We start from the raw sequence: 24,491 nt of genomic DNA on the forward strand, positions 1-24,491 counted from the left end.
TCAGTACATATGGGATAGAGTGAGCAATAAATTTGAGATGCCACCTCTGGCTCAAATCATCAGAGAAAAAAGCTCGTTGAGTTGAAAAACAGAGCTTTCCACTCAATTTGAAGGGGATACGGATTTTTCTTTAAAATCTACCTTGAGACCACCAGGTTTTGTGGTTCCTACCTTTAAGATATAGAAATGCTCACCGAATTCGATTGGCTGCCCACATCTTGAACATAAGAAGGGTGGATTCTCAATCGAATCAGCTGCACACTCAATGCATATCAGATCGGACTTATCCCCATGAACGTCCTTGAATTTTATTGGTTTCATATCCTGGCTGGTATCCACGACCAGCACGTCTTCCTTCAGTTCCCGACCACATATATTGCAAAATTCTTTCATTATGTCGCCTCCCTTCATTACGTCTTCCCTATTCCCAGAGGATTTCTCATAAAATCCTGTACTGTGCCTACAAGAGGTTTTTGTATTTTTGTTTTTCACTCAATTTTATTCCCCTTTTAGGCTTGCATCCTATTTATATCAAGTCTAATATTTAAAAATATTATTATTTAAGAGTATTGTCACTTGATTCAATATCTCCAACACCAGATTTTTCCTTTCCACCCTTAGAAAATTTACAAGGAATTTATTCAGGAAGGTTTGAATATTGAAGATCTCTGATACAGTAAATATATTGAGTTTTGCCCATAAGTTCTTATAAACATGATTATTTATTACCTGGTTTCCGGAAGCTTTAAAAAATCAATATATTTTTTATACATGCTAGCTCTGGAAAAACCTCGCTTTTTTGAGTTGCAGAAGGATGGAAAGTACGGAAGCACTGAAGATAGGGTAAGTCCCCTTGACAGTGAAGCAATCAGTGCAATGATCCAAACTGCACGAAATATTGCCCATGATTATGAGCATGGGTTTAAGGAGACAGAGGATCCTGAAATCTGCAAGGAGTGTGGGTTCAGGCTGTATTGTGATGGTATTAATTTGTGAAGAAAAGTCAGGAAAGTCTTTTTATCCTCTCCTGGCTGTTATGATTACTTCAGGATCTAGGCTTTTCTTGACAATGGCTGAAGCCAGATTAAAAGAGCTTGGATCTATTCATGCTTACATGGATACTGACTCTGTGTTTGTTACTCCTGAAAAGGCTCAGAAGCTTGCAGAGTTCTTTCAGCCTCTTAACCCTTACAACATAGAGATTCCATTGCTTAAACCTGAGAAAAAGGATCTCTGGTTCTATGGAATTGCTTCTAAAAGGTATGCTCTATACTACTATGAGAACGGAAAAATCAGGTTCATGGAAGATGAAAGGTCTTACAAGCTTCATGGGCTTGGACATTTAACAAACCCTTTTCCTAACTCAGTTGAGGATTGGCAGGCTGAAATCTGGCAGGATATTCTTAAACTTCATTATGGGCAGGTTACTGAAAGGGATATTGAAGAGAAATATTCTAATTTTTATGCAATTTCCAGGCTTACTATAACCACTTACAGTATACAAAAACTTAACTTTGAATTTACTGTAAATTATAATTAGCCTGTATCCAATTAATTATTGGGATGCAAAGATGATACAGATAAGTGGTACAATGGAATTACCACATTACCTACTTATATATTTTTATTCTGATCTGACAGGGGCATTTTTATTGGGGTTTTGGGATTGGCTATTTGGCAATAAAAAGAACGGAGAAGATCTCCAAATAATACTTAAGGAGATAGAAGTAATGATATTGAGCAGGCCATCGAATATTATAACTAGGCTCTGCAGGTGTTAACGTCTCGGGACTTTCCGGTTGACTGGGCTTTCACCCAGAACAATCTAATGTCGCGTCAGCGGTAAAATGTCGTATTTAATCGATTACATCTATTTAGAATCATTTAATCATTGAAGATTGACGCGACACTAGCAGTAATAATCTACAAAGACAGAATTCTGGGAGAAAGAGCTGAGAACATAGAGAAGACCATCGAATACTATAACAAGGCCTTGGAAGTGCGAACTCAGAAGGACTTTCCTATGGACTGGGCTGCGACTCTGAATAACCTGGCAAATGCCTACAAAAATCGAATCCTAGGAGATAGAGCAGAGAATATAGAGCAGATCATTGAACACTGCAACCAGGCCCTGAAGGTTTACACTTATCAGAACTTTCCCGTGTTATGGGCATTGGTTAAAAATAACTTGGGGAATGCCTACTGGAGCTTCACTACAGATTGCCGGATCCATTGGAATGACAGGTTGGCTGTTCCCCTCTCGGTCACTGGCCGAAGCATGATCTGCTCGATTTCTCAGGAACCATCACGGCAGAAGATATCGATTGTTTTGCCGTCAACCGTGACCAGCACCTTGCCGTTCTGCACCGTCAAGGCCTGCCCTGTCTTCCAGTGCTTCAGCCCTCCGGTTATCATTTTTACCACGCGCTTTGGGATTACCGACATATTCAGGTCCAAATAAATTGGATTCGGCATCCTGGTATATCCATTGTTTATGATCACCAGGGCGACATCATCCGTGGCGATGCGCAAGAAAGCATAGACCAGATCGTCCGACCAGAGTGTTATAGTCGTTCCGTATTTGAGAGCTTCATTCCCCTTGCGCAGACGTATAAGATCCCTGGTCCACTCATAGATATCGTGTTCCTTTTGGAACTGCGGTCTTGGGTGATTATCACTGCCGATCACATGCCATGGGAAATCGCGGCGAAGGTCGCGGTCATCGTCTGCCTTCCATCCCTCGAGCCCGACCTCGGTGCCGTAGTAGATCTGCGGGATTCCTCGCATGGTGAACAGAGCGCCCAGGCAGAGCTTCGTAACCTGGATTGCCCAATCAAGCCCGGCGTCTTCACCGGTGTGTTTTGTCCTGGCATGGCTCATTATGCGCCGTTCTAAGTCATGGTTATCGAGCAGTGTGACGAGCCTGTTCGCGTTACGGTATCCACCCTTGAGCGGATTGTCATCGTCAAGCACTCCCAGCGACTCCCCATCGTTCAACCGTGGGCGTGCAAGCCAATAGCTAAGACTTCCGTCGTAAATAAGAGTGGACCGCAGGGCTGTGCACAGGGGGAAATCGAATATCGAATCGAAGTCATGGTAGTTCTGATACACCAGGAGCTTACCCACGTCATCCTTGTCTTCAAACAGCACCTCCCCAATAAGACACACATCAGGATACTCCCCGCGAATCTGGGACTTGAAGTAATGCCAGAACTTGGGCTCCACGTGTTTGACGGTGTCCATGCGAATATTTGTGACCTTGCCCTCGGTGATCCAATCTTCGATGTTGTTGATGAAAAAGTCAAGCACTTCGGGGTTATCGTGATTGAAGTCCGGCAGGCCCGCCAACTCCTTCTTGATGTCGCTGGTCCCGCCAACGTTGAACCAGGTGGGGTCAAAATTTACCTGTGCCCCGTATCCCGCATGGTTCACGACCATGTCGAGCACTACCTTCATGCCCTTGGCTTCACATAAGTCAACGAATCTTCCGAACGTGCTCATGTCCACTGAGTTAGGCAAGCGGGTGCCGTCGAGCAGGCGACTGTCGATCCGCTTAAAATTGAGCGGCCAATAGTAGTGGTAGGGTTCCGAGTTGTCGTGGCTTTGGATGTTCTCGTAAACCGGCGTCACCCAAATCGTCGTCACGCCAAGCTCGAGGAGATAGTCGAGCTTCTCGAGAATGCCATCGAGTTTTCCTCCGTGGATGCTCGTGTCCGATGGATCGACAGTCCGCCTGTCCCTGCCAAAGAAGCGGTCCGTCACCACGAAGTAAATGATGTCATCCTGGGTAACCTGTTTGTTCATATTTCCTCCAAAGAACAGTTTGATTCATTTCACCTTAACCAATGTGATACGTCAACCTTCAACACAAGTTAAAAAACCAAGTTTTGATTTTTGGGATCAGCTCGCTAAACGAACATTAAATTCCTCAAAACTAACAGGCACAAAAAATGAAAGTACTTGAAAGTACTTTCATGCCAAATTGATTACAGAGTCACCAGAGCTATTGTAAAAATGAGCCCTCATTGTCCCCTCCTTCGCAAATCTTTCTGACAGATGTGTTCTTGTGTATTTTCAGTACTGCAGGTGGCACAATAGCAGTTCCACCGATTGTTTCAGCCAGAGAAGATTCATCGAGCCAAAGTTGCCTGTCGAGCATCGGGTACATTTTCTTGACCGACGACCTTGAAGGTTACTTCTCTGCCCGCATTCATAATATCTATTATCTCGAGTCCCGATGGAGTGCCGTCCCACCATTTGCTATTAGGCTTTGTGGAGTCGCCAAACTTCTGGCCAGTATTATTAAATAGATCAGTTGCATCGCCGGCATTGACCCCATGCTCTAGATCTTTTCGTCCGTCTGCCTGTTCAAGAGAGCACTCGTAATGCTTCCCAGAAGTCATATCTTGGTATTCATTGTCTCCGAGTTCATCACTGTGCCATATGGCAAGTCCAGAAGACGGCAGGGATTTATCCCTATTTTCAAGGTGTCTACATTCAATTATGTAGTATTCAATCTCGGCTGGATCTTTGAAGGTTATGAAAAACTCGTTCGTTTCCGCCTTGGCCTTATATGTGCCGTCTGTGAGGGGTGTTACCTTGTTGGCCCAGCCGGCCTTGTACTTGAGGTAGGCGTTGACCTGGACCGGATTTTTGTCATCTGACCCTCCAAAGCCCATCAGGCAATAATTGCCAACGCCACAGGACCTAAACCCGTCAAATCCGTAGTCGTAGAGATCAGGAAAGTCACAGACCATATGGCCATTCTCGTGGCAGAATGTTCCCAAAGTCAGCTCGTCGCCCATATTTGTGATCTGGTAATCATAAAATTTTTTCCCGTTTCCGATTTCGAAAGGAGTAGCCAAGGCCCAGCTATGAGGCCAAAGCCCCTTAGCCCAGTTGTTCACGATGTGTCCGGCGTAAAATATATTTAGGGAACGAATGAACCCCTCATTATCTGTGCTAAGACTGCTGAAATCGAACCCCTTTGCTTTTAGATCTTTTAGGGCCTCGAGGATCAGCTCCCTGGCCCTTATTCCTTGGCGTATGGATTCATTGGTATAGTAGTCCCTCGGATTTTTGGCAGTATAGTACTTTGTGACTATGTTCGTATAATTTAGCTTCCCCCCTGAAACATCGGAGAAATAATCATGGACAGATCCTGCATTCTCGAAGCCTGTATAGCCCTGCATGTTGCAGAATTTCTCTACTTCGGATTGCGGGATGGTGCATGGGACATCAGGAAACTGGACCAGAATACAAAGTCCAGTATAATCTCCCTTTGTCTCCTCACTTGGGGGAGCTGGGAGGATGTCCCTTGACATCGCTGCCATTCTTTTCGCCTGTTTTGCCTCCTGCCTCCTCTGTTCCCATCTTGTTGTGGCAGCCATCTTGTAGTAGGCCATCCTTGACTCCTGCCTGGCTGCTTCCTTTGATATCCTTATATGCCTCTTAATGCCGAGAACCGCCGGATCTACAAGCCCTACTCTGATGCCTGTAGGCTCTAGGAAGCTCTCATCGGCTGATAGCTTTGCATACCCATAATAGCCCGTGACCGGGTCCATGGTGACTGTGAATCCATCGAGCGTCTCGAAGACTGCGTAATTCTGGTTCCCCCAACCCCTAAGTTTTATCTGAGTCCCATCAGGTTGAGTAAACTCAAATTCTTTGTTGTAAAACGGATATGGCATATTTGATACCCCCTTTATTCATCTTGAGTAAATGTCAAAGTCAGATTCTAAGCTCCAAAACTAGCTGAAAAATTATCTAAACCTCCAGGAACTTAGAGTCCTTTTCAGTTAACATCGAACCTATAAAATTGTTCAACCCCCAAAAACTTTACAGAATCTGTTTGTAGTTTTACATCTTACCCGAATACTATGAATTATACTGTAAATTCTGAATACATTTTTTCCAGCAATTTTAGATTATAACCCTTGTTTGACGGTAGCCTATTTTTTCTTAAAATTTTATGGATTGTTTTTTATCTATTTGCCTGAGATAAATTACTTAATTAAATGTAATAAGGAGCTTATCCAAAACCCACTTCATTCCTACTCATTAATAATTTTTGGAATTGTCGTCCTGAGCAGATCCCTTAGGAATGACACAAATATAACTTATAAATTTCAGTTTGGGAATTGATCTATAGTTCCATTTCCCCCAATAACCATTCTTGGTAACAAAACCCCTTGATATTATATTTGAATCATTCCTCAGCTTTTTATTGCTTTACTGCTGAACAGCTTTTCCAGCATCTTTTGCTTCAGTTAGCTCTGTCAAAGATGTTCCGGCTTGCCATCCCGATACGGCTTTGCTCTGAAACTCCTTTGGTGCTTCACCGCAATCTATTGCCATCTCTTTGGAAAAGGCCATCTGTCCCATCTCTATGGAGGGGGGCATTGTAGCTGAGCCTGTACCAGGAGTTATAGTGGGTGCAGGCCCTGCATCCTCAGCTCCCAGAGTTGTTGCCTTTTCCAGAATCTCTGTAGGAGGAGTCTTCTGGATGGATATGGCCGAAGCAACTTCTTCTCCATCGATTTGAATAGTGATTTTCATTCCACGAGCCTCCTCAGGATAAGATTGCATATCGCCCTTCGAAACTCAGCTGGATATTGGTCAAATTTTTAACCGTAATCCAGTATGTGCATTGGGTTGCGTTTGCCCTTTCCACAGCCACCTCCCAACTTAAATCCGGGGAGCCACTCTTAGGCGTTGTAGGCATCATATACCAGATTACATGTAATGCTGGATTCCATCTCCAGGTAAACCAACGTTTAGTTTCTCCAGGACCTAGCGATCCTGTCCACTGTACACCTGTACTCATTCTCTTTCACCTCCAATAATCAGCATCATTTGCTTAAAACGTCATACCTACCCTCAAACCTCACAGGATCTCCAGTCAGGTTTTTGACTGTAATCCAATAGGTACACTGAGTTTCATTCGCCCTCTCCATCTCGACTGTCCAGGTGAGCTGCGGTCCTCCCGGACAGTGAGTTATGGGCATTATGGTCCAGAAGACATGCCATTTTGCAGGCCAGCCCCAGGTATACCAGAGGGCTGTCGAATTTGGGCCGATTGTTCCAAACCACTGGACCCCTGCAGGAGTAATCAGGCATTTTATATAGGGCGGTGGACCGCTCGGACTGACCGACCTGATCTTGAGTTGATTTCGATAATTATTCAATACCTGATTGGTCCGCGTATAGGCTGCATCGTCATAAGAAACAGATCCACCGAATGATCTATGAAAGACCGAAGCATTGGTCGGAACCAGTACTGCCGAAGGGTCTCCTTGTACTCCTTTCCAGGCTATTTCAGTCACAGGACCGTTGAAAAGCGAGGGATCGATTACCAGGATGCCTGAGCCGGACACCTGCACAGTCGGCGCCACATGCCACCCCCAATTAACTATACAGTTTGGGTTGTTAGTAGCTGGGGTCTTCAGGCTGCCGTAGATCCAGACCTTATCAGGCTGGACGCCCGCTGCAATCATCAGTCTGCACATCTCATGAGCCCGTCCCCAGCATCCATCGTCGGGGTACAGAAAAGGAATACATGGCGCTGCAGCGCTGGCAGGACAGCATGTCTCGGATTTGACCAAGTCAAAAAGCTCTTGAGCCTTTTGCGGTGATATCGAGACTAATTTTGGGGCTTCACTCACCGGCTGAGGTGATTGCACCTCAGCCGGTGCCATAGGGTTTGGGTTGGGCCTGATATCTATGATATCATGAGTGTTTGGGGCCTCTGTGACCAGTAAATCCTTATCTTCATCCTTTGCTTTTTTCAGGGCATCCAATAACTTCTGGAAATCCGGGTTTGACCGCCTTATATAGTGCTTAGCCTGAGAGATTGTCAGCTCTACTTCGACATCAGCATTGTCTAAAGGTTTGATGATCCCTACTTTCACAGACAGTGGAACTAACACTTCGGTTATGACATTGGTTTGAGGATCGATCTCCACGTAGACGGACTGTTTCGAATGGCGTATATTGTCAAGCACATCCGCCCATACGACCGACCTGCGATCTTTCAACTCTAGGTTACCGGACCCTCCGCCATCAAAATTCACCTCGATAACCCTGGCTGACGGTTCTCCTGCCACGGCCGCCACGGCTTCAATCGGTGAAGAAAGACCTCTCACTCCATCCATAATCACATTTGGTTTGGCCATTCTTTCATACCTCCTCAGATTGAGATTTTCGATTCAGGATTTATTTGAACATTTTATCCGGAATTAATTAGCAACAGGTTGTCCTGTATTATTTGGTCGTGGACGTGAGTTATTGATTAAATCCGACAAAAAGAGTAGATTCACGTTGTTTGTCCAAGTTTGAGATGTCCCTTTATGTTTGCGGTTTTCAGTAACTGACTCCACTATCCGTAAGTTCTATGATCTAATTATATATTAACCGCTATATAAAAAAAGGAGAATATATGTTAAGAATTATAAAAACTTTTATTTTAGAACATATATTTTAGGACCAGTGTTCTCAAAATATGACTTCATTCCAAAATTAGGATAAAATATTTGGTAAGTCATGATGACAGTGAATGTGACAATATGCATCGATTTCAGTCATGTGTGAAGAGTTTTATATGATCGATATATTATCAATTCTTCTTTTTATACATGTTACTTCAATATTTAGGGAATCAATTGAGTTTCTAAATATAGATTATTAGGCACATTTATAGTGGCATTACAATAAATATCTGGATGGATGTCAAATTTTGAGCATGAAAGCATAAGTTAACAATCAACAATATAAAAAATTGTCTGCCAAAAGTAATTTAATAAGGGCGAGGATCGTGATGGAAGAACATATGATCTCTTCCAACTGGAAGAGCAAGAATGCAGTCTTGTACATTCGATAAGGATTATAAGCCGTGTATTGACTATTCTTCGGCATGCTGGTGTGAACTTTGACTAATAAAAGAAGGGGGACAATATGAGCGACAAGAATAACTTCGCTATGGTCGTGGGCAAGACAATTATGACAACCCGGAATTCAATCTCACAGGCGCTGTGAGCGATGCTCTTAGTTTTGTGGAATGGGTCCTCGGGGCCGGGCGGTGTTACAGAAGAGAACCTGCGCCTGCTACTAAGAGCCTATCCGAAAAGTGGTCACCTACTGTAACTTTTACAATATACAATATGTAAAACCGAAATGGATACTCTGATATTATAGACCTATTGTGACTTTTCAACATGCATTACTGACTTTTCAGATAGGTTCTCATTGGTCTTCGGTTAAGGAATTTTTTACCTGAAGGCTATCGATTTTGTACTATACGTCTACCTCTAATTTCGCCTTATTTACCCTAATTTGACAGAAGCATACATTTTATTATGTATAAATGGGCTTTATGCTCCTGTTTTCGTCATACAATTCAAAGTTCCATCGTGCGTCTTTTGATTTTTGAATGTTTTCATTTTTCCTAAATGTGCTATGCCGATGCAATGCGTTTTTTATAAAAAATACTGTACTAATTAGTGGAATCTGTCAAATTTGGGTTATTTACCTAAAATCAATTACCCTGTTTCAGTCCACAACATGTTAAAATTTCTGATAACTGTTGCGAGAATGGAGGCAATTTGTCATGATTCCTCACTTAACCGAAGACGCATGGATAGGCTCTTAGTTAAACTGATCGATGGATGATGAAAACCGTTCTGTGAAATGTAGGGCTACTGATACTCTTGGTTGTGTGTTTTCTCACGTGCCAGATAAAAGTCCGATCCGCAAGACAATAAAGAAACAAGAAGTTGTGGAGGGAGTATGGTCAAAAGGATTTTGTTCACGGGTAAAGTTGATCATCGGTATGCATGGGTATCCGTTCCGGTTTTGCATATTACCTAATGTAAAAGTTACAGCAGGTAACCACTTTTCGGATAGGCTCTAAGTCGATACTTCATACCTATCAAAAGTTTCTTTGTTGGCAATACTGACCTCCTACCTATTGTATAAAGTTTTTATTGGAATTTAATCCTTCATTCCAATAAAAAATGTGCGCTGTCAAGTATTATACTTAACTGTGAAAAAAAGAAGATGTGAATCAATAAAAGAAATATATTCTCAAATATTATAATTAAATGTGAAAAACAGAGTACGTGAACCAATAAAAGAAATTTACTATCAAGTATCATAAATGAGTAACTGTGAAAAATAGTGGGGATGAACCAAATGGTAAATAAAGCTCTCTGTGTAGGGATCAATGATTATCCTTACGAAGGCAACGATTTGAATGGCTGTGTGAACGATGCCAAAGCTTGGGCAGATTTGCTCGTTGATCATTATGGCTTCGCTCGGGATAATGTCAAGCTGATGCTTGACGCGGAAGCCACCAAGGCTAACATCATGGCATATCTTGAAAGTCTGGTTACAGGGGCAAAGCCTGGAGACATGTTGGTCTTCACCAATTCATCACATGGGACGTATGTTGCGGACACGAGCGGTGACGAGGAGAAGTACGACGAGGCTATTTGTCCCTACGATATTCCGGAGAACCTTATCATCGACGACGATTTGCGCGAGCTGTTTGCCAAACTGGCAGAAGGGGTCAGTCTGACCGTAATATCCGACTCCTGCTTCTCCGGCACGGTAACACGAGCTGCTGTCTCAGAGATCATCCCTGGTCTCAAGACACCGGATGACCGACGGATGAGATTTCTGAATCCGGCACTGATGGGCAGGCTAGTCTTGCAGAATCCATGGAAGGCTAAGCCGAAGGGAAAGACAAAGTACCCGGAGTCAAAAATGAAGGACGTCTTGCTGAGCGGATGCACGGACAAAGAATATTCCTATGATGCGCTGATCGGTGGAACGTATCACGGGGCGATGACTTACTTTGCTTTGCAGGCTATCCAGGAGGCCAATTACCAGATTACGCTCCAACAGCTGCATAAAAGGCTTCTCTTCCTCCTTGACAACGAGGGATACAATCAGCATCCTGAATTAGAGGGAAAGACAGCCAATAAGAAGAAGCAGATATTTGCATGATGATCGGGCTATTTGGTGAGGGAAAGGAAAAACTGCCCCGCGTGCTGCACATCTCCATTGCCCGGTATCAGAGAGACTTGCCAAAGACGGACGAGTCTCTACAATTTCTTATTTTCATCCATGAGGAAGGAGCAGGAATAACCTGGTAGCAGAACGTAACCATAGATTCAGAAAGCGAGTGCCAATTCCTCGAAACGACCCAGGATTTGTACTGGTGGAGCAAGAATGCTACGCTAACGCTCAAGGGAGCAAAAGAGCGTGTTCGTAGATTGGGGAGTCAGCTCTATGACACCTTCATAGGTCCTGACGGAAAGAAAGTCCTGGAAAGCATTATCTCCACCGCTGTTCTCCTTGATGTCGACGAGACGATCCTCAATCTGCCTTGGGAGCTCATTGGGGAAGAAGGAGAATATCGCAGCAAACACCCTTCGACCGACTGGTGACCACCCGTGTCATTCCCAAACCTGGCCGCAATCCACTGAAAGAGGACAACGTAGTGCGCATACTTGCAGTGGCCAATCCAACATTGGACCTTGCTGCGGGGGAACGCGAGGTTATCGCTCTTAAGGAATTGGAGGGTGAAGGAAGTCAGGTTGTAGCAGGTGGCAAGTTGTGGACAAGCCGTTATTTGAAGAGGCTTCCGCAGAGAGAGTGGCCCAAATACAGATATGCTGTATGTGAGAATTGTGAGCGGTACCAGAGAGTTATTGCCGATTCGGATGAAAAACTTGATGTTTGTGATTCATGCGGTATGCCCCTTAAAGGTAAATCGAGGGGAACTTTTATAGTACCGGAATTTGGCTTCATAGCAAGTAGAAAAAAACCAAAGAAGGTAGGGGAATCACGTCCTGAAAGAGCATATTCTACAAGAAGCTACTACTCAGGAGAGTGTGATAAAGATAATGAACGGATTCTCAATTTGAAGAGCAACATAGTACTCAAAGCGATATCGGCATCTCATGGGAAAATGAGTGCAATAAACCATGCTGGACATCAAAGGTTTAAGGTATGCAACTGGTGCGGTTACACCGTTCTTGGCAATGAAAAGATAGAAGAGACTCATGAAACTGTATTGGGTTCTCCATGCTCAGGTAAGCTCTACAAATACGACCTTGGCCACGAATACATGACCGATATGCTTCAGCTACATTTTGAAGGTTATTCAAATCCGGATATAGGATTCTGGCACTCTCTTTTATATGCAATTCTTGAAGGTGCCAGTGAGTCACTTGATATTGATAGACAGGATCTTGACGGTTGTTTGTATCCCACGGGAGGAGATTCATCTACTCAGTCTATCTTGCTATTTGATGATGTGCCAGGAGGAGCCGGGCATGTTAAAAGAATAGCTCAGGACGAGGATACTATTGTAGAAATATTAAAATGCACTCTTTCAAAATTAAAAAATTGTAATTGTGGAGGAGAAGGTGGAGATGCAAGTTGTTATGGCTGTTTGAGAAATTACAGAAATCAATTCTGCCATGATCAATTGAATAGGGTTGTAGTTATTCAATTTTTGGAGCAGAATATTCCGTGATCTATAACAGTTTAAGCGTTTTTCTCAAAAATTACAGGTGATCGATATAATAGGATTTATTCCCTGCTGAATTCTTCTGAAATTTTTGTTGAAGATAATAACGGAAGGAGAAAAGAGAGGTCGTTCATCAATAATAAGTTGAGATTTATCCCAAAATCTAACAAACTTGAGCCCTGCATATCATTTTCCACCTTGTGTACATTTCAATTTCCTACTCATGTGTAAGTTCAGAGAACAGATGCAGTTAACCAAAAGTACTCGAACGGAATATCAACAAGCTAAAAGTGTACGACCTAATTTCTGGTCGTCCATCATTATACGGTTGATGTTTCCATGATTAATTTTTAAGTTCTGGAAATGCTTACGTTTCATGCATCGAAGCATGTCTACTATAACCTCATTGAATTGCAAAAAAATGTATGATGCGGCATAAAGGATGTTTCGGAAATAACATCAACCAACTAATAGTGCACGACCAATGGAAATGGACTACCTAAAAATCAGGATTAAACGAAAATAAGAGTTAATAAAAAGATTTAGTGCGAGGGGTGGGATTCGAACCCACGAAATCCTTCGATACCGGATCTTAAGTCCGGCGCCTTTGACCTAGCTGGGCAACCCTCGCAAATTGAAGAGTAACTTTTTATTTTTATCTGTCCTACCTTTTAACAGCCTTTTTGCTTTTAGCTCTTTTCCTCGGGGTTTTGTTCAAGCCTGTAAATAGTTCCTGAAGTTTGACACCTCTGGACTGCTGATCGACTCTTGCGCTTGAAAAAACAGGCTGGTTTTGAGCCGCAAAAATTTCCTTATGCGGGCATGCTCTAAATAGAGTTAAATTATTTAAAGTTTATTCCTTACTTTATGGAGATTACATTTCTTGGCACTGGAGTTGCTATACCTGAAAAAGGTCGGGTACAGTCCGGATTACTTGTCAGTCTTGAGGACAAACCTCTGCTTGTTGATTGTGGAAGCGGCGTCTTAAGCAGGTTTCCCGATGCCGGAATCTCACACACGGAAGTAGATACCGTACTTCTCTCACACCTTCACCTTGACCATGTAGCTGACCTGCTCCCCCTCATTAAAGCAAACTGGCTTAGAGGAAAAACCGAGATGCGAGTATATGGCCCTGAAGGGACCGACGACTGGTTTTCAAAGGTGATTGGGGCTTATGAGTATATTCTGGACAGCGTGGATGTGGATGTTATTGAGGTATCTCCCGGAAAAGAGTTTACACTTGAGGGGTTTGATTGCGAAATAACCTGCGCAACTGCTTCCCACAGTGTTCCGACTCTGGCATACCGCGTGACTGCAGAAGACGGAGAATTTGTTTACTCAGGGGATACCGAGCCCTGCCGGAATATAATGGACCTGGCAATTGAAGCCGACCTCCTGATACACGAATGCTCCTTCCCTCCCGGCACACAGGTAACAAACCATACAACCCCAGCTACGCTGGCTGAAATGCTTGAAAACTATAACAATGAAATCGGAAGTATCTGCCTTACACACTTCTATCCCGAAATGAAAGGGCATGGGAGAGAAGCAATACACCGTCTCAAAGACTATGTTGATGGAGAGGTGATCCTTGCAGAAGACCTGATGAAGCTTGAACTATAAAGGAATTCGAATTGTAAAAAAGAATTCGAATTGTAAAAAAAAATTCGAATTGTAAAAATTGTAACTATGAATATTTGAACTATGAATATTTGAACTATGAATATTTGAACTATAAACATTTTAACTATGAACATTTGAACTATGAACATTTCAACTATTAACATTTTAACTATGAACATTTTAACTATGAACATTTGAACTATAAACATTTGTAATTTAATTATAATCCTAAATTTTGTGGGATCCGGAGAATTACAGAGATTTAAAGTCTCCGGTTTTCCACCTGCTTCAAGAATTTGAGACTTAATCCAGGATTTTAATTACTGGAATCTACTTTCTGGATCTTTTTTTCCGTTTAATCTAAGACACATATAGCCCATCTATAATAATAGCAGCAAAATAAACAATAGTAAAAAACAGAGTCTGCTTTTGTTCACAAATCAAACTTTTACAAATGAGACTTTTACAAATGAGACTTTTACAAATGAGACTTTTACAAATCAGACCGGGAAATCTTCGATTTTCTCTAAAATGTAGATTTCCGGTTTGCCAATAATCCCTGCTTTTTGCATCCTCTTTTTCAGGTCTTCGGATTCTACGAATTCTGTTGCGTTCTCTTTTTTATCCCATTCAAAAAGGATAAATATGTTGTTAGGTTCGTCCGAAATGTGAAAAAGCTGCCCGCCCTCGCATCCTGCTTTTTCCCTTGTCGTTCCATGTTCGTCAAAAACAGGTTTCCATCTGGAGTAGTCTTCTACTTTGTGCTTTACGACAACATATACCATAGTAGTCCCCCTTCTATAATATGGACGTTTTTATAAAAAAACTTATATTTAACTTTATCCCGGGCACCAGTATAAATTAATGAGTCGGGTCTATCGGGACGCTAACCCGGTGAGCTTCGGTAATATTTATATTCTTTAATAGTCATAATTTTTCTATCTGAATTTCCATTTCTTATTTTTGATTCCAAAGGTGACCAAAGTGTTTGACAAATTCATCCCAAAACAGAGGAAAATGTCCACCCGGGTAGGGGGACTGCTTACCCTCCTGGGTGAGGCAATGTTTTTGTTTTCAATCCTCAATTTCCTGATGATTTCCCGGCTTCAGTATTACAGTGAAGGGGACTCGTATATCAGGACTGTTTTTCCGCATTATTTGTTTTTTTTGGCAGGGTTGAGTACTATAGGCGTTGTTGCGATGTGGTTAGTGTACGTTTATGTCCTGCCGAGCAAACAGCGTTTTTCCCAGGAACAGGCAGTTAAGGACTCCCGGAGCCCGATGTATGAGAGAATCATTGAGGTGCAGGGGGAGCTTGCTGAGATGAGGAAAATGATGGAAAATCTCTCGGAAAAGGTAGAAAAGTTTTCGGAAAAAGAGTTGAGATAAGCATCTGATAGCGGATTTTTATCTGTGTATATTTTATATTTTCTTTAGGGGTCATAGAATATATATCTTTTTGTAAATTTTTATATAGTATCATCTCCGTCTCTAACTTAGTATAAATTTTCCAAAAGGTGATGTGGATGAGCAAAGATTCTGGTAATTTCTATGCTGGCTTGAAGTATTTTCTGTGTTTTATTCTTGTTTTTCTCTTGATAGTGCCTGCTTCTGCGGCTTCGGACGCAGATAACGAGCTTGTTGCAAAGGGAGCTGAATCTGTTCTTGATGAGAACCTTTCTGCGGACCAGATAAATCCAATCGTTTATGAGAGCAGGATTGTCTGGCAGGAGCGGAGAGGCAGTTATTTTGATATCGTCATGTATGACCTGGCTACAGGATCGAAAACGGATATCTGTACTGCAAAGGGGAGTCAGGAATATCCGTTCATTTCCGGGGATTACATTGTCTGGCAGGATAACCGGAGGGGAAACTGGGATATTTACATGTACGACCTGAAAACCGGGAAAGAAAAGGCTATCTGCATTGAAGACGGGGAGCAGACACACCCCGTTGTGTCGGCGGAATCCGGGATTGTTATCTGGCAGAGTGATATCGGTATGATGGCTTCAATGTATAACCTGAAGACAAAAGAAAGGGAAAATATCTCTTCATCGACTACAGAATACTCTGATCCTTTCATTGATGGGGATAACGCTGTCTGGCGGGAGAGGTGTTTTTCTGAAATCATACGCGGAAAACCTGCATATATTCCTGATCTTATGCATGGAGTCTACTTATATAACATCGCAGGCGGCGATTCTGAGCCAGTTTACACCAGTAATTCAAATATCCCATCCAACCCGGTAATTTCGGGTGGGATCGTTGTCTGGGAGGGACGAACAGATACCACACACGGAAAGTATGACCTGTATCTGTGCGACTATTTTTTCAATAAGACGCGGGTTACTATCTGCGAGGACGAGTACAACCACTTTGACCCCTTTATCTCGGGCCGGAACGTCGTGTGGGCCGATGACCGCAACTGTGTCCCCGGAAATTCCGGGAATTCGGACATCTACATCTACGACATAATTACAGGCACGGAAAAGCAGGTCTGCACTGCCGAAGGTGACCAGGAAAACCCCTGCATCATGAATGACAAAATCGTCTGGCAGGATTCCCGGAACGGAAAGTGGAACATCTACCTCTTTACCCTTGACCCTTCGGAAGAAATAGGGTCTGTTCATCCTGAACCAGTGCCGGCTCTGAGTGTGGTAAAAGAGGTAATCCCTGAAACTGTGAATCCCGGGGATGAAGTCACAGTCAGGGTCACACTCAAAAATACAGGCAACGTGGAAATTAATGACATAAAAGTAAGTGATAAGGTCCCTGAACCTTTCTCTCTCCTGAAAGGTGAAACGAGAGCAGGTTACACATCTCTTGGACCTGCTGAAACCAAATCGTTCGAATATGTCGTGAGCTCTGAGAATCTCGGGGCTTTCGATATGGGAGCTTCAGATGTCAGGTATACCTTCAGATATTACGATGAAGTGAACGTTGAATCTAACTCTCCTGCAATTGAAGTTACGGATAAGGACATTGTCTCTCTTTCAAGCAGTGAATCCAATGGTTCTGAACCCCAGGCTTCAGGCACAGGGAATCCCGGCTCCGAAACTTCTGACCGCGAGAGCGCCAGTTCTCCCGGGTTTGAGTTTATATCTGCGGTAGCAATCATAGCAGTTATTGTGTATGCCCGCAGGTCCGGGAAAAATTGAATTTTTCAAGTTGAAGAGAAGAAAGTCTCTTTACAGGACTTTCTTCCAATTTTGTCTTTTCTGTACCTGTTTTTACTTCTCCTTATTTTTGAACACATCTATTATTTAAATATTGTAAACTACATATTTCTACAGATCTGAAAAGTTATGCTCTCTTTTAAAGAACGGCTCTCTTTTCAGAAAAAAAATAATTTCTTCAAATCTTAATTTCTTCAAATCCTAATTTCTTCAAATCTTAATTTCTTCAAATCCTAATTTCTTCAAATCCTAATTTCTTCAAATCCTTAAAAACGATCTCCTGTTGATTATGCCCCCTGAAATTACCCCAATCCTTGAAGAACCCGCCCTCACCGTCAGGAACACGGAAACTGCACTGGTAATTGCCGACATCCACCTCGGAATCGAGTGGGACCTGTACAGGAGCGGAATTAACCTGCCTAGCCGTATGAAAGACCGGCTGGACCGGGTTCTGGGATACATACAAACATGTTCCCCTGACCGTATAGTGCTCCTTGGGGATGTGAAGCATAATGTCCCCCAGATCTCCTGGCAGGAGAAGGACGAGATCCCACACTTTCTTGAAACGCTTGCAGAATATGTGCATGTGGATATTTTCCCGGGAAACCATGACGGGGGAATTGAGTTTCTTTTTAGTGGACAAAAGGACATCAAGGTTCATTCGGTACGCGGTGAGGTCATTGACGGAACAGGGTATTTCCACGGGCATACCTGGCCTGCCCCTGAACTGCTGGCTGCATCCCACGTAATTACTGCCCATAACCACCCCACAGTCCGTTTTACCGATACCTTCGGGTATTCTATAGTTGAACCCGCCTGGATCAGGACCAGATTCAACGTTGAAACCCTGAAAGCTCGTTTCGGAAACCTAGATTTTGAAAACGGGAAAGATTGGGCAAACCCTGAGATCTTTATCATGCCTGCTTTTAATGAACTCTGCGGAGGCGTGCCCTTTAACGAGTCAACGCAGGAAGACCTTCTGGGTCCTGTTTTTTCATCAGGGGGAATCGAACTTGAAAATGCTGAAGTTTATCTGCTTGATGGGACAAGGCTCGGACTGCTCAGGAACATCCGCAAATTGCAGCATACCAGAGTCAGGAGCAAAACCGGGGGTTGGAAACGTAACTCCAAAAGTCAATTATGAGATGATCGGACAGGCAGCCAGAGGTTTCCTCTCTAATTAGAGGATTTATCTTTAGAGGATTCATCTTTGATTATTAGAGCGACTTTGCTGCAAAAATAACTTTTTGGCTTGAATTTTGCAATATATCTCAGATTTCCAGGGAAATAATTTATGTTCTCTTTCTGACTTTTAAGCTCCCAGCCAAAAAAGACACGTTCTTCAATTTTCTTGTTCTAACCTTTCTTTTAAAACCCTTTAGCAGTAACATTTTTCCAAAGTATCCAAACATCTTTATGAAATTAACTATATGATACTAATACAAATTTTTGAGTACTTTTAATAGATGGTCTGAAGCCTGGAAACTAATAAAAAAGTCTCTTAAATATTAATTTATCATTAATTTAAACACTTATAAACTATTAAAATTTTAACGCAGAATTATTCTGTTCTTCCTAAATGCACCATGTAATCCGTTTAATGTAACAAAGACTTTAGAATATTTTCAGGTCTCTAAATGATACTCTAAGTGGTAATTACTCACAGATAATTAAATCGAAATTTTAAAATTATTTTTGTGACTGGAGAGAAGTGGAATGGGAGGAAACTTGAGAAAGTCTGGTATTGAAGTTATTGGAAATGTGCCCTGGGGAACACACTTCTGTCAATTCTACCAGACAAAAGAAGATTTGACGGACATACTTATCTCCTATTTCAAATCAGGGCTGGAAAATAACGAATTTTGTTTATGGGTCACATCACACCCTCTGGAAGTAGAGGAAGCAAAAGAGGGCCTGAGAAAGGCTGTTCCCGATATTGATGTTTATCTGGAGAAAGGGCAAATAGAAATTATTCCCTATACTCAAGGATATGTAAATGAGGGGGTTTTCGATTCAGAGAAGGTCATAAACGAGTGGGGAAAAAAGTTAGATCAGGTCCTTTCAAGTGGCTATGAGGGGCTCAGGGTGGCAGGGAACACTTCCTGGTTGAAAAAAGGGGACTGGGAAGATTTTGTGGATCCTGAGAAAAAAGTGGAGGGCGATATCGGCAAACGACAGGTGATATCCCTGTGCCCATATTCTCTCGATAGGTGCAGTGCAGCAGCTATTATTGACGTAGCCTTCAACCATCAATTTTCTTTGGTCAAAAGGGAAGGAAAATGGGAGCGGATAGAAAATTTCGGGTGGAAAAATGTCACTGAGCAAAAGCAGGCAGAAGAGGAGGTTCCACTTTCGAGTGAGCCACGCACAAGGCTGAAGTTGGAGAGCATTCCCTCTCCTGCCTGGGAGGGGGGGAACATGGAGCTTTCTGAAATCATTGATTTCAAGGTGGTCCAGTCCCTCATGGATGATTTCTATAAGCTAGTTCACATTCCTATAGGCCTGAATGATCTCAAAGGTAATGTTCTTGTAGGTGTTGGATGGCAGGATATCTGCACCAAATTCCACAGGGTTCACCCCGAAGCCTGCAAGCACTGCGTGGAAAGTGACACCGAGCTATCCGCGGGCGTTGTCCCTGGAGAGTTTAAGATGTACAGGTGCAAAAACAACATGTGGGACATAGTGACTCCCATCATGGTAGCCGGCCAGCACATCGGGTATATCTACTCAGGGCAGTTCTTTTTTGAGGATGAGCCTCCGGACTATGAGTTTTTCCGGTCTCAGGCCAGACAATATGGCTTCAACGAGGAAGAATACATAGCAGCGCTTGAAAAAGTTCCAAGGTTGAGCAGGGAGACTGTGGATACAGGCATGGGCTTCTTCATGACCTTTTCCAACATGCTCTCGCAACTAAGCTACAGCAATATCAAGCTGGCTCGGTCGCTGGCGGAACGCGATGCTCTGGTGGACGCGCTGCTGGAAAGTGAGACGCGGTATCGCATGCTATTCGACCATAGCACGGATGCCTTTATCCTGAGTGACCCCAGAGGAAACGGGAGAATTCTGTCAGTTAATCCAGCCACCTGCCGGGTGCTGGGATGGGCGGAAGAAGAACTGATCGGCAGGGGGCGCGAGGTAATGTTTAACCTGGAAGATCCTGCGGTATCCGATGTATTAAACGAACTTATGCGCTCTGGATCAATAAAAGCCCAGCTCACTTACAGTCGCAAGGATGGAACTACGTTCCCTGGGGAGATAAGCAGCGCCTTTTTCACGGATAGTAATGGAGAGCCTCGGGCAGTCATTATCATCAGGGATATTACCGAGCGCAAAAAAACAGAAGAATCCCTTCAAAAAGCATACGACAATCTGGACGAAAAAGTTAAAGAGCGCACGGCTGAACTTGAAGAAGCTTATAAGTCGTTGGAAAAAAGTGAAAAAGGTCTTGCTGAAGCTCAAAAAATAGCTCATATTGGAAACTGGGATTGGAATATTATAACTAATAAATTATACTTTTCTGATGAAGTTTATCGGATTTATGGATGCGAACCTCAAGAGTTCAGCGTAACTCGCAATGTATTTTTAAGTTATGTGCACCCCGATGATCGAGACTATGTAGATAATTCCTTTAATAAATCTTTAAACGAAAAACCCATCAGTATCGATTATCGGATTATCTTACCTAATAAGGAAGAGCGCGTCATCCATGCACAGGGTGAAGTTATTTTTAATGACGAAAATATCCCTTTTCGAACGATAGGAACAATCCAGGATATTACCGAGCGCATAAAATCAGAAGAGAAAAATCAGATCTTAGCGAATATTGTGGAATCATCAAATGATGCTATTGGCACTATATCCCTTGACAGCATTATTACAAGCTGGAATAAAGGAGCAGAGCAAGTCTATGGTTATTTAGCGGAAGAAATTCTTGGAAAGCCCATATCTATCCTGGTTCCACCCCATTTAGAGAAAGAACCACAAAAATTAAGCGAACTGATTAAACGGGGAGAAGGGATCCCCCGATATGAGACTTTACGGTTAAGAAAGGACGGGAAGATAATATATGTTTCAATAACTCTTTCTCCGGTTTTTGATATCCATGGAAAGCTGACCGCAATCTCGTTCATTTCCAGAGATATTACCGAAAGCAGAAGAGCAGACGAAAAACTTCGAGAAAGTGAGGTGAAGTACCGTAACATCGTTGAGACAGCCAATGAAGGTATACTCATAACTGACAATGGAGCCATAATCACTTATGCTAACAAGAAACTAGCAGACATGCTCGGATGCACTCTGGAGGAAGTTATTGGGAGACCGACATGGGGCTTCATCAATGAGGAATATAAACCTATTGTCAAATTGAATCTGGAAAAGAGGAGGCAGGGAATAAGTGAGAGCTATGAATTGAAATTAATATGTAAAGATGGCTCCCCCCTCTGGACACTTTTAAATGCTAAACCCCTTTTCGATGAGGATGGCATGTTTATTGGCGTTATGAATATGCTCACTGATATCGACAAAAGAAAAAGGGCAGAAGAAGCTCTGGTAAAAATTGAGATTGCCCGTAAAAAAGAAATCCACCACAGAATCAAGAACAATTTACAAGTTATATCGTCTCTTCTTGACCTCCAGGCTGAAAAGTTCAGTGAGAAAGAGGTACTTGAAGCTTTCAGGGAAAGTCAAAGCCGTGTACTCTCAATGTCCCTTATCCATGAAGAACTCTATAAAGGGGGGGGAACCGACACGGTGGATTTTTCGGCATATCTTCAAAAGTTAGCTGAAAATCTTTTCAAGACTTACAGTCTTTGCAGTAAAAATATCCACCTGTACATGGATCTGGAAGAATATGCATTCTTTAATATGGATACTGCTGTCCCATTAGGAATAATTGTTAACGAACTCATTTCGAATTCTCTCAAACATGCATTTACTGAAAAAGAAGGAGAAATTCGAATCCGGCTTTGCAGGGAAGAAAAAAAGAACGAAATAAGTAAATCCCTTTTCAGCCTGACAATTTCAGATAATGGAAAAGGAATTCCTGAAAACATAGAATTGGGAAGTGTTGAATCATTAGGACTGCAGTTAGTAAGCATCCTTGTTGACCAGCTGGATGGAAAAATCGAGCTTATACGGAATCATGGGACTGAATCAAGAATTACATTCCGGGTAACGGAAAAATCAGAAATCCTGTGAATTAATGCAGAACCCTACGGATTAATAAGCAGAATCCTATGGATTAATAAGCAAAGTACATTTCCGCAACATAGCCTATGGGAGCAATTTTTCTCAGTGAACAATCGAATTTTCCTTACCATGACGACTTTTTTTCTCAATGTTTATATAAAATGCGTGGATTTATGGAAAAAAATAAATGTAAAGAATCAGGCTATTAGACAGTCATTATTCTTGATAACTCAGATTTTAAGCATTTGGCCGCAGAAGTAAATACAAAATTCACGGGCCTCCGGTAGACTCTTTAAAACCTTCTTCTGCTGCTTGTCTGGGCTAATTAATTGATTATTGATTTATTAATTCGTATCACCTGAAGAGGATGTACTGATTCAATGACTATGGAAATTAACAACACGGACCTGTCTGAAAAAATGCCCCTGGCTGATGACACCGATTTATCGGGCTCCAGGGCTTTTGACGACTCAAAACTTGTAAAATTAAACGGTATCATAAGCCAGGGACTCAATCCCTATCCCTATAAGTTCGAAAAGAACGGGGATATCTGCGATATCTTGAAAAAATTCGAGGACTTTGAAGAGAATGAGGGCTTATCTGTCAGGACCGCAGGAAGGCTCTACAATATCAGAAAGCATGGAAAAATGATATTTGCCGACCTTGGGGACCAGACCGGCAGGATTCAGGTGCTTGTAAGGAAAGGAAACCTCCCGGACGAGGAGTTCGAGACTTTTAAGAACCTTGTGGACACCGGAGATATCATCGGGATTCAGGGCGAAATTTTCAGGACAAAGAGAGGAGAAGATTCCATCAGTGTGTCCGAATTTGTCCTGCTTTCCAAATCTCTGTGTGCCCTCCCCGAAAAATTCCACGGCTTAAAAGACGTCGAGACCAGGTACAGGAAGAGGTATCTTGACCTCATAGTCAATGCCGAAAAGAGAGAAATTTTCGTTATGAGGAGCAAACTCATCTCCGAGATCAGAAGGTTCCTTGCCGAAAGGGAATTTCTCGAGTTTGAAACCCCTGTGCTCCAGACGGTATATGGAGGCGCAAACGCAAGGCCTTTCACGACTTTCCACAACTGCCTCGGACAGACCCTCTTTTTGAGAATTGCCCCCGAACTCTACCTCAAGAGGCTTGTTGTTGGCGGGTATGAGAAGGTCTTTGAGATTGCCAAAAACTTCAGGAACGAAGACATTGACACGACCCACAACCCTGAGTTTACGATGATCGAGGTCTACGAGGCTTACAGGGACTACAATGACATGATGGACTTAACTGAAGGTCTGGTCTCGGAACTCGTGTTCAAGCTGACAGGCGGCTACGAAGTCAAAATGGGCGAAAACACAATCAACCTTCGTTCTCCGTGGAGGAGGATTTCCATGGAAGACGCCTTAAAGGAATATGCCGGGCTTGATGTCTTTGCTCACTCTATTGAAGAGCTGAAGAAAATCGCCATTGAGAACAGGATTGTAGACTACGAAAAGGCAAAGAGCCACGGTGAGTTCCTTGCCCTGCTTTTTGAAGGCCTTGTAGAAGACAAGCTGATAAACCCGACTTTCATATACGATTTCCCTGTAGAAAACTCCCCCCTCGCTAAAAATCACAGGGAGAAAGCAGGTTTTGTCGAGCGTTTCGAGCTTTTCCTCAACGGCTGGGAACTGGCAAACGGCTATTCCGAATTAAATGACCCGCTTGAACAGGAAAAGAGGTTCGAAGACCAGGATAAGAAAAGAAAGCTGGGAGACCTTGAAGCCCAGACCATCGATTACGACTTCATAACCGCCCTCGGATACGGCTTGCCCCCAACCGGCGGCATGGGGCTCGGAATCGACCGGCTTACCATGATCCTTGCAGGTCTCGAATCCATCAAGGAAGTAATCCTTTTCCCGCAGATGAAAAGGGAAGACTGATTGATTTCTAACTTAATTTTGTTCTGCAGGTCGAGTTTGCCCTGCCAGGCGGAC

At 42.9% G+C, this 24,491-nt stretch carries 18 protein-coding genes and 1 tRNA gene; 12 read left to right on the forward strand and 7 right to left on the reverse strand.

The features are described 5' to 3' along the window. Positions 1 to 102: 102 nt before the first annotated feature. Positions 103 to 393 (reverse strand): hypothetical protein, encoded by a 291-nt coding sequence (locus tag PHF18_RS13735; protein WP_300103843.1) that lies wholly within the window; start codon positions 391 to 393, stop codon positions 103 to 105. A 378-nt stretch (positions 394 to 771) separates the two neighbouring features. Between PHF18_RS13735 and PHF18_RS13740 the strand changes: the two genes are divergently transcribed. Continuing rightward, on the forward strand, positions 772 to 996 hold the full coding sequence (locus PHF18_RS13740; protein ID WP_300103845.1) for a hypothetical protein: 225 nt from the start codon (positions 772 to 774) through the stop codon (positions 994 to 996). Then, the gene (locus PHF18_RS13745) at positions 977 to 1,540 is read left to right on the forward strand and encodes a hypothetical protein (protein ID WP_300103846.1); all 564 of its coding nucleotides are present in this window, start codon (positions 977 to 979) and stop codon (positions 1,538 to 1,540) included. Before PHF18_RS13740 ends, PHF18_RS13745 begins: the two co-directional genes overlap by 20 nt. 755 nt (positions 1,541 to 2,295) lie before the next feature. Here PHF18_RS13745 and PHF18_RS13750 read toward each other — a convergent pair. The 4 genes from PHF18_RS13750 to PHF18_RS13765 all read right to left on the reverse strand — a co-directional run bounded on the left by PHF18_RS13750 (position 2,296) and on the right by PHF18_RS13765 (position 8,036). Continuing rightward, complete coding sequence (locus PHF18_RS13750) at positions 2,296 to 3,804, reverse strand: alpha-amylase family glycosyl hydrolase (protein ID WP_300103848.1); 1,509 nt, start codon at positions 3,802 to 3,804, stop codon at positions 2,296 to 2,298. A 326-nt stretch (positions 3,805 to 4,130) separates the two neighbouring features. Further along, positions 4,131 to 5,690, reverse strand: coding sequence for a M6 family metalloprotease domain-containing protein (locus PHF18_RS13755; RefSeq protein WP_300103850.1), 1,560 nt, complete (start codon positions 5,688 to 5,690; stop codon positions 4,131 to 4,133). Positions 5,691 to 6,231: 541 nt separating this feature from the next. Beyond that, a complete protein-coding gene (locus PHF18_RS13760; RefSeq protein WP_300103853.1) occupies positions 6,232 to 6,558 on the reverse strand; it encodes a hypothetical protein in 327 nt (108 codons plus the stop codon). Between the two features lie 293 nt (positions 6,559 to 6,851). Beyond that, entirely contained in the window at positions 6,852 to 8,036 is a 1,185-nt protein-coding gene (locus PHF18_RS13765) for a protein-glutamine glutaminase family protein (protein WP_300103856.1), read from the reverse strand. 2,152 nt (positions 8,037 to 10,188) lie between these two features. Between PHF18_RS13765 and PHF18_RS13770 the strand changes: the two genes are divergently transcribed. From PHF18_RS13770 to PHF18_RS13785, 4 genes are all read left to right on the forward strand, one after another. Beyond that, complete coding sequence (locus PHF18_RS13770; RefSeq protein ID WP_300103858.1) at positions 10,189 to 11,004, forward strand: caspase family protein; 816 nt, start codon at positions 10,189 to 10,191, stop codon at positions 11,002 to 11,004. Then, positions 11,001 to 11,153 carry a hypothetical protein gene (locus PHF18_RS13775; protein ID WP_300103860.1) on the forward strand — a complete coding sequence of 51 codons (153 nt, stop codon included), beginning with the start codon at positions 11,001 to 11,003 and terminating at the stop codon, positions 11,151 to 11,153. The genes PHF18_RS13770 and PHF18_RS13775 overlap by 4 nt, the downstream gene beginning before the upstream one ends. Before the next feature lie 120 nt (positions 11,154 to 11,273). Then, a complete protein-coding gene (locus PHF18_RS13780; protein WP_300103864.1) occupies positions 11,274 to 11,447 on the forward strand; it encodes a hypothetical protein in 174 nt (57 codons plus the stop codon). 53 nt (positions 11,448 to 11,500) lie between these two features. Further along, the gene (locus PHF18_RS13785) at positions 11,501 to 12,541 is read left to right on the forward strand and encodes a DUF1998 domain-containing protein (protein ID WP_300103867.1); all 1,041 of its coding nucleotides are present in this window, start codon (positions 11,501 to 11,503) and stop codon (positions 12,539 to 12,541) included. 540 nt (positions 12,542 to 13,081) lie between these two features. On the opposite strand, the gene PHF18_RS13790 is transcribed toward PHF18_RS13785, so the two are convergent. Beyond that, positions 13,082 to 13,166, reverse strand: a tRNA-Leu gene (locus tag PHF18_RS13790). A gap of 236 nt (positions 13,167 to 13,402) precedes the next feature. Between PHF18_RS13790 and PHF18_RS13795 the strand changes: the two genes are divergently transcribed. Further along, on the forward strand, positions 13,403 to 14,158 hold the full coding sequence (locus PHF18_RS13795; RefSeq protein WP_300103869.1) for an MBL fold metallo-hydrolase: 756 nt from the start codon (positions 13,403 to 13,405) through the stop codon (positions 14,156 to 14,158). Positions 14,159 to 14,658: 500 nt separating this feature from the next. On the opposite strand, the gene PHF18_RS13800 is transcribed toward PHF18_RS13795, so the two are convergent. Continuing rightward, on the reverse strand, positions 14,659 to 14,943 hold the full coding sequence (locus tag PHF18_RS13800) for a hypothetical protein (RefSeq protein WP_300103872.1): 285 nt from the start codon (positions 14,941 to 14,943) through the stop codon (positions 14,659 to 14,661). Positions 14,944 to 15,142: 199 nt separating this feature from the next. Here PHF18_RS13800 and PHF18_RS13805 point away from each other — a divergent pair, with 199 nt between their 5' ends. From PHF18_RS13805 to lysS, 5 genes are all read left to right on the forward strand, one after another. Beyond that, entirely contained in the window at positions 15,143 to 15,547 is a 405-nt protein-coding gene (locus PHF18_RS13805; protein ID WP_300103874.1) for a hypothetical protein, read from the forward strand. Positions 15,548 to 15,684: 137 nt separating this feature from the next. Then, entirely contained in the window at positions 15,685 to 17,316 is a 1,632-nt protein-coding gene (locus tag PHF18_RS13810; protein ID WP_300103876.1) for a hypothetical protein, read from the forward strand. Positions 17,317 to 17,623: 307 nt separating this feature from the next. After that, positions 17,624 to 18,478: a metallophosphoesterase gene (locus PHF18_RS13815; protein ID WP_300103878.1), complete on the forward strand. Its 855-nt coding sequence runs from the start codon at positions 17,624 to 17,626 to the stop codon at positions 18,476 to 18,478. A gap of 572 nt (positions 18,479 to 19,050) precedes the next feature. Continuing rightward, entirely contained in the window at positions 19,051 to 22,530 is a 3,480-nt protein-coding gene (locus PHF18_RS13820) for a PAS domain S-box protein (protein ID WP_300103881.1), read from the forward strand. Positions 22,531 to 22,907: 377 nt separating this feature from the next. Further along, positions 22,908 to 24,437 (forward strand): lysine--tRNA ligase, encoded by a 1,530-nt coding sequence (gene lysS, locus PHF18_RS13825; RefSeq protein ID WP_300103884.1) that lies wholly within the window; start codon positions 22,908 to 22,910, stop codon positions 24,435 to 24,437. The last annotated feature ends 54 nt before the right edge of the window (positions 24,438 to 24,491 follow it).

Source organism: Methanosarcina sp. (assembly GCF_028693135.1).
Classification (GTDB): Archaea; Halobacteriota; Methanosarcinia; order Methanosarcinales; family Methanosarcinaceae; genus Methanosarcina.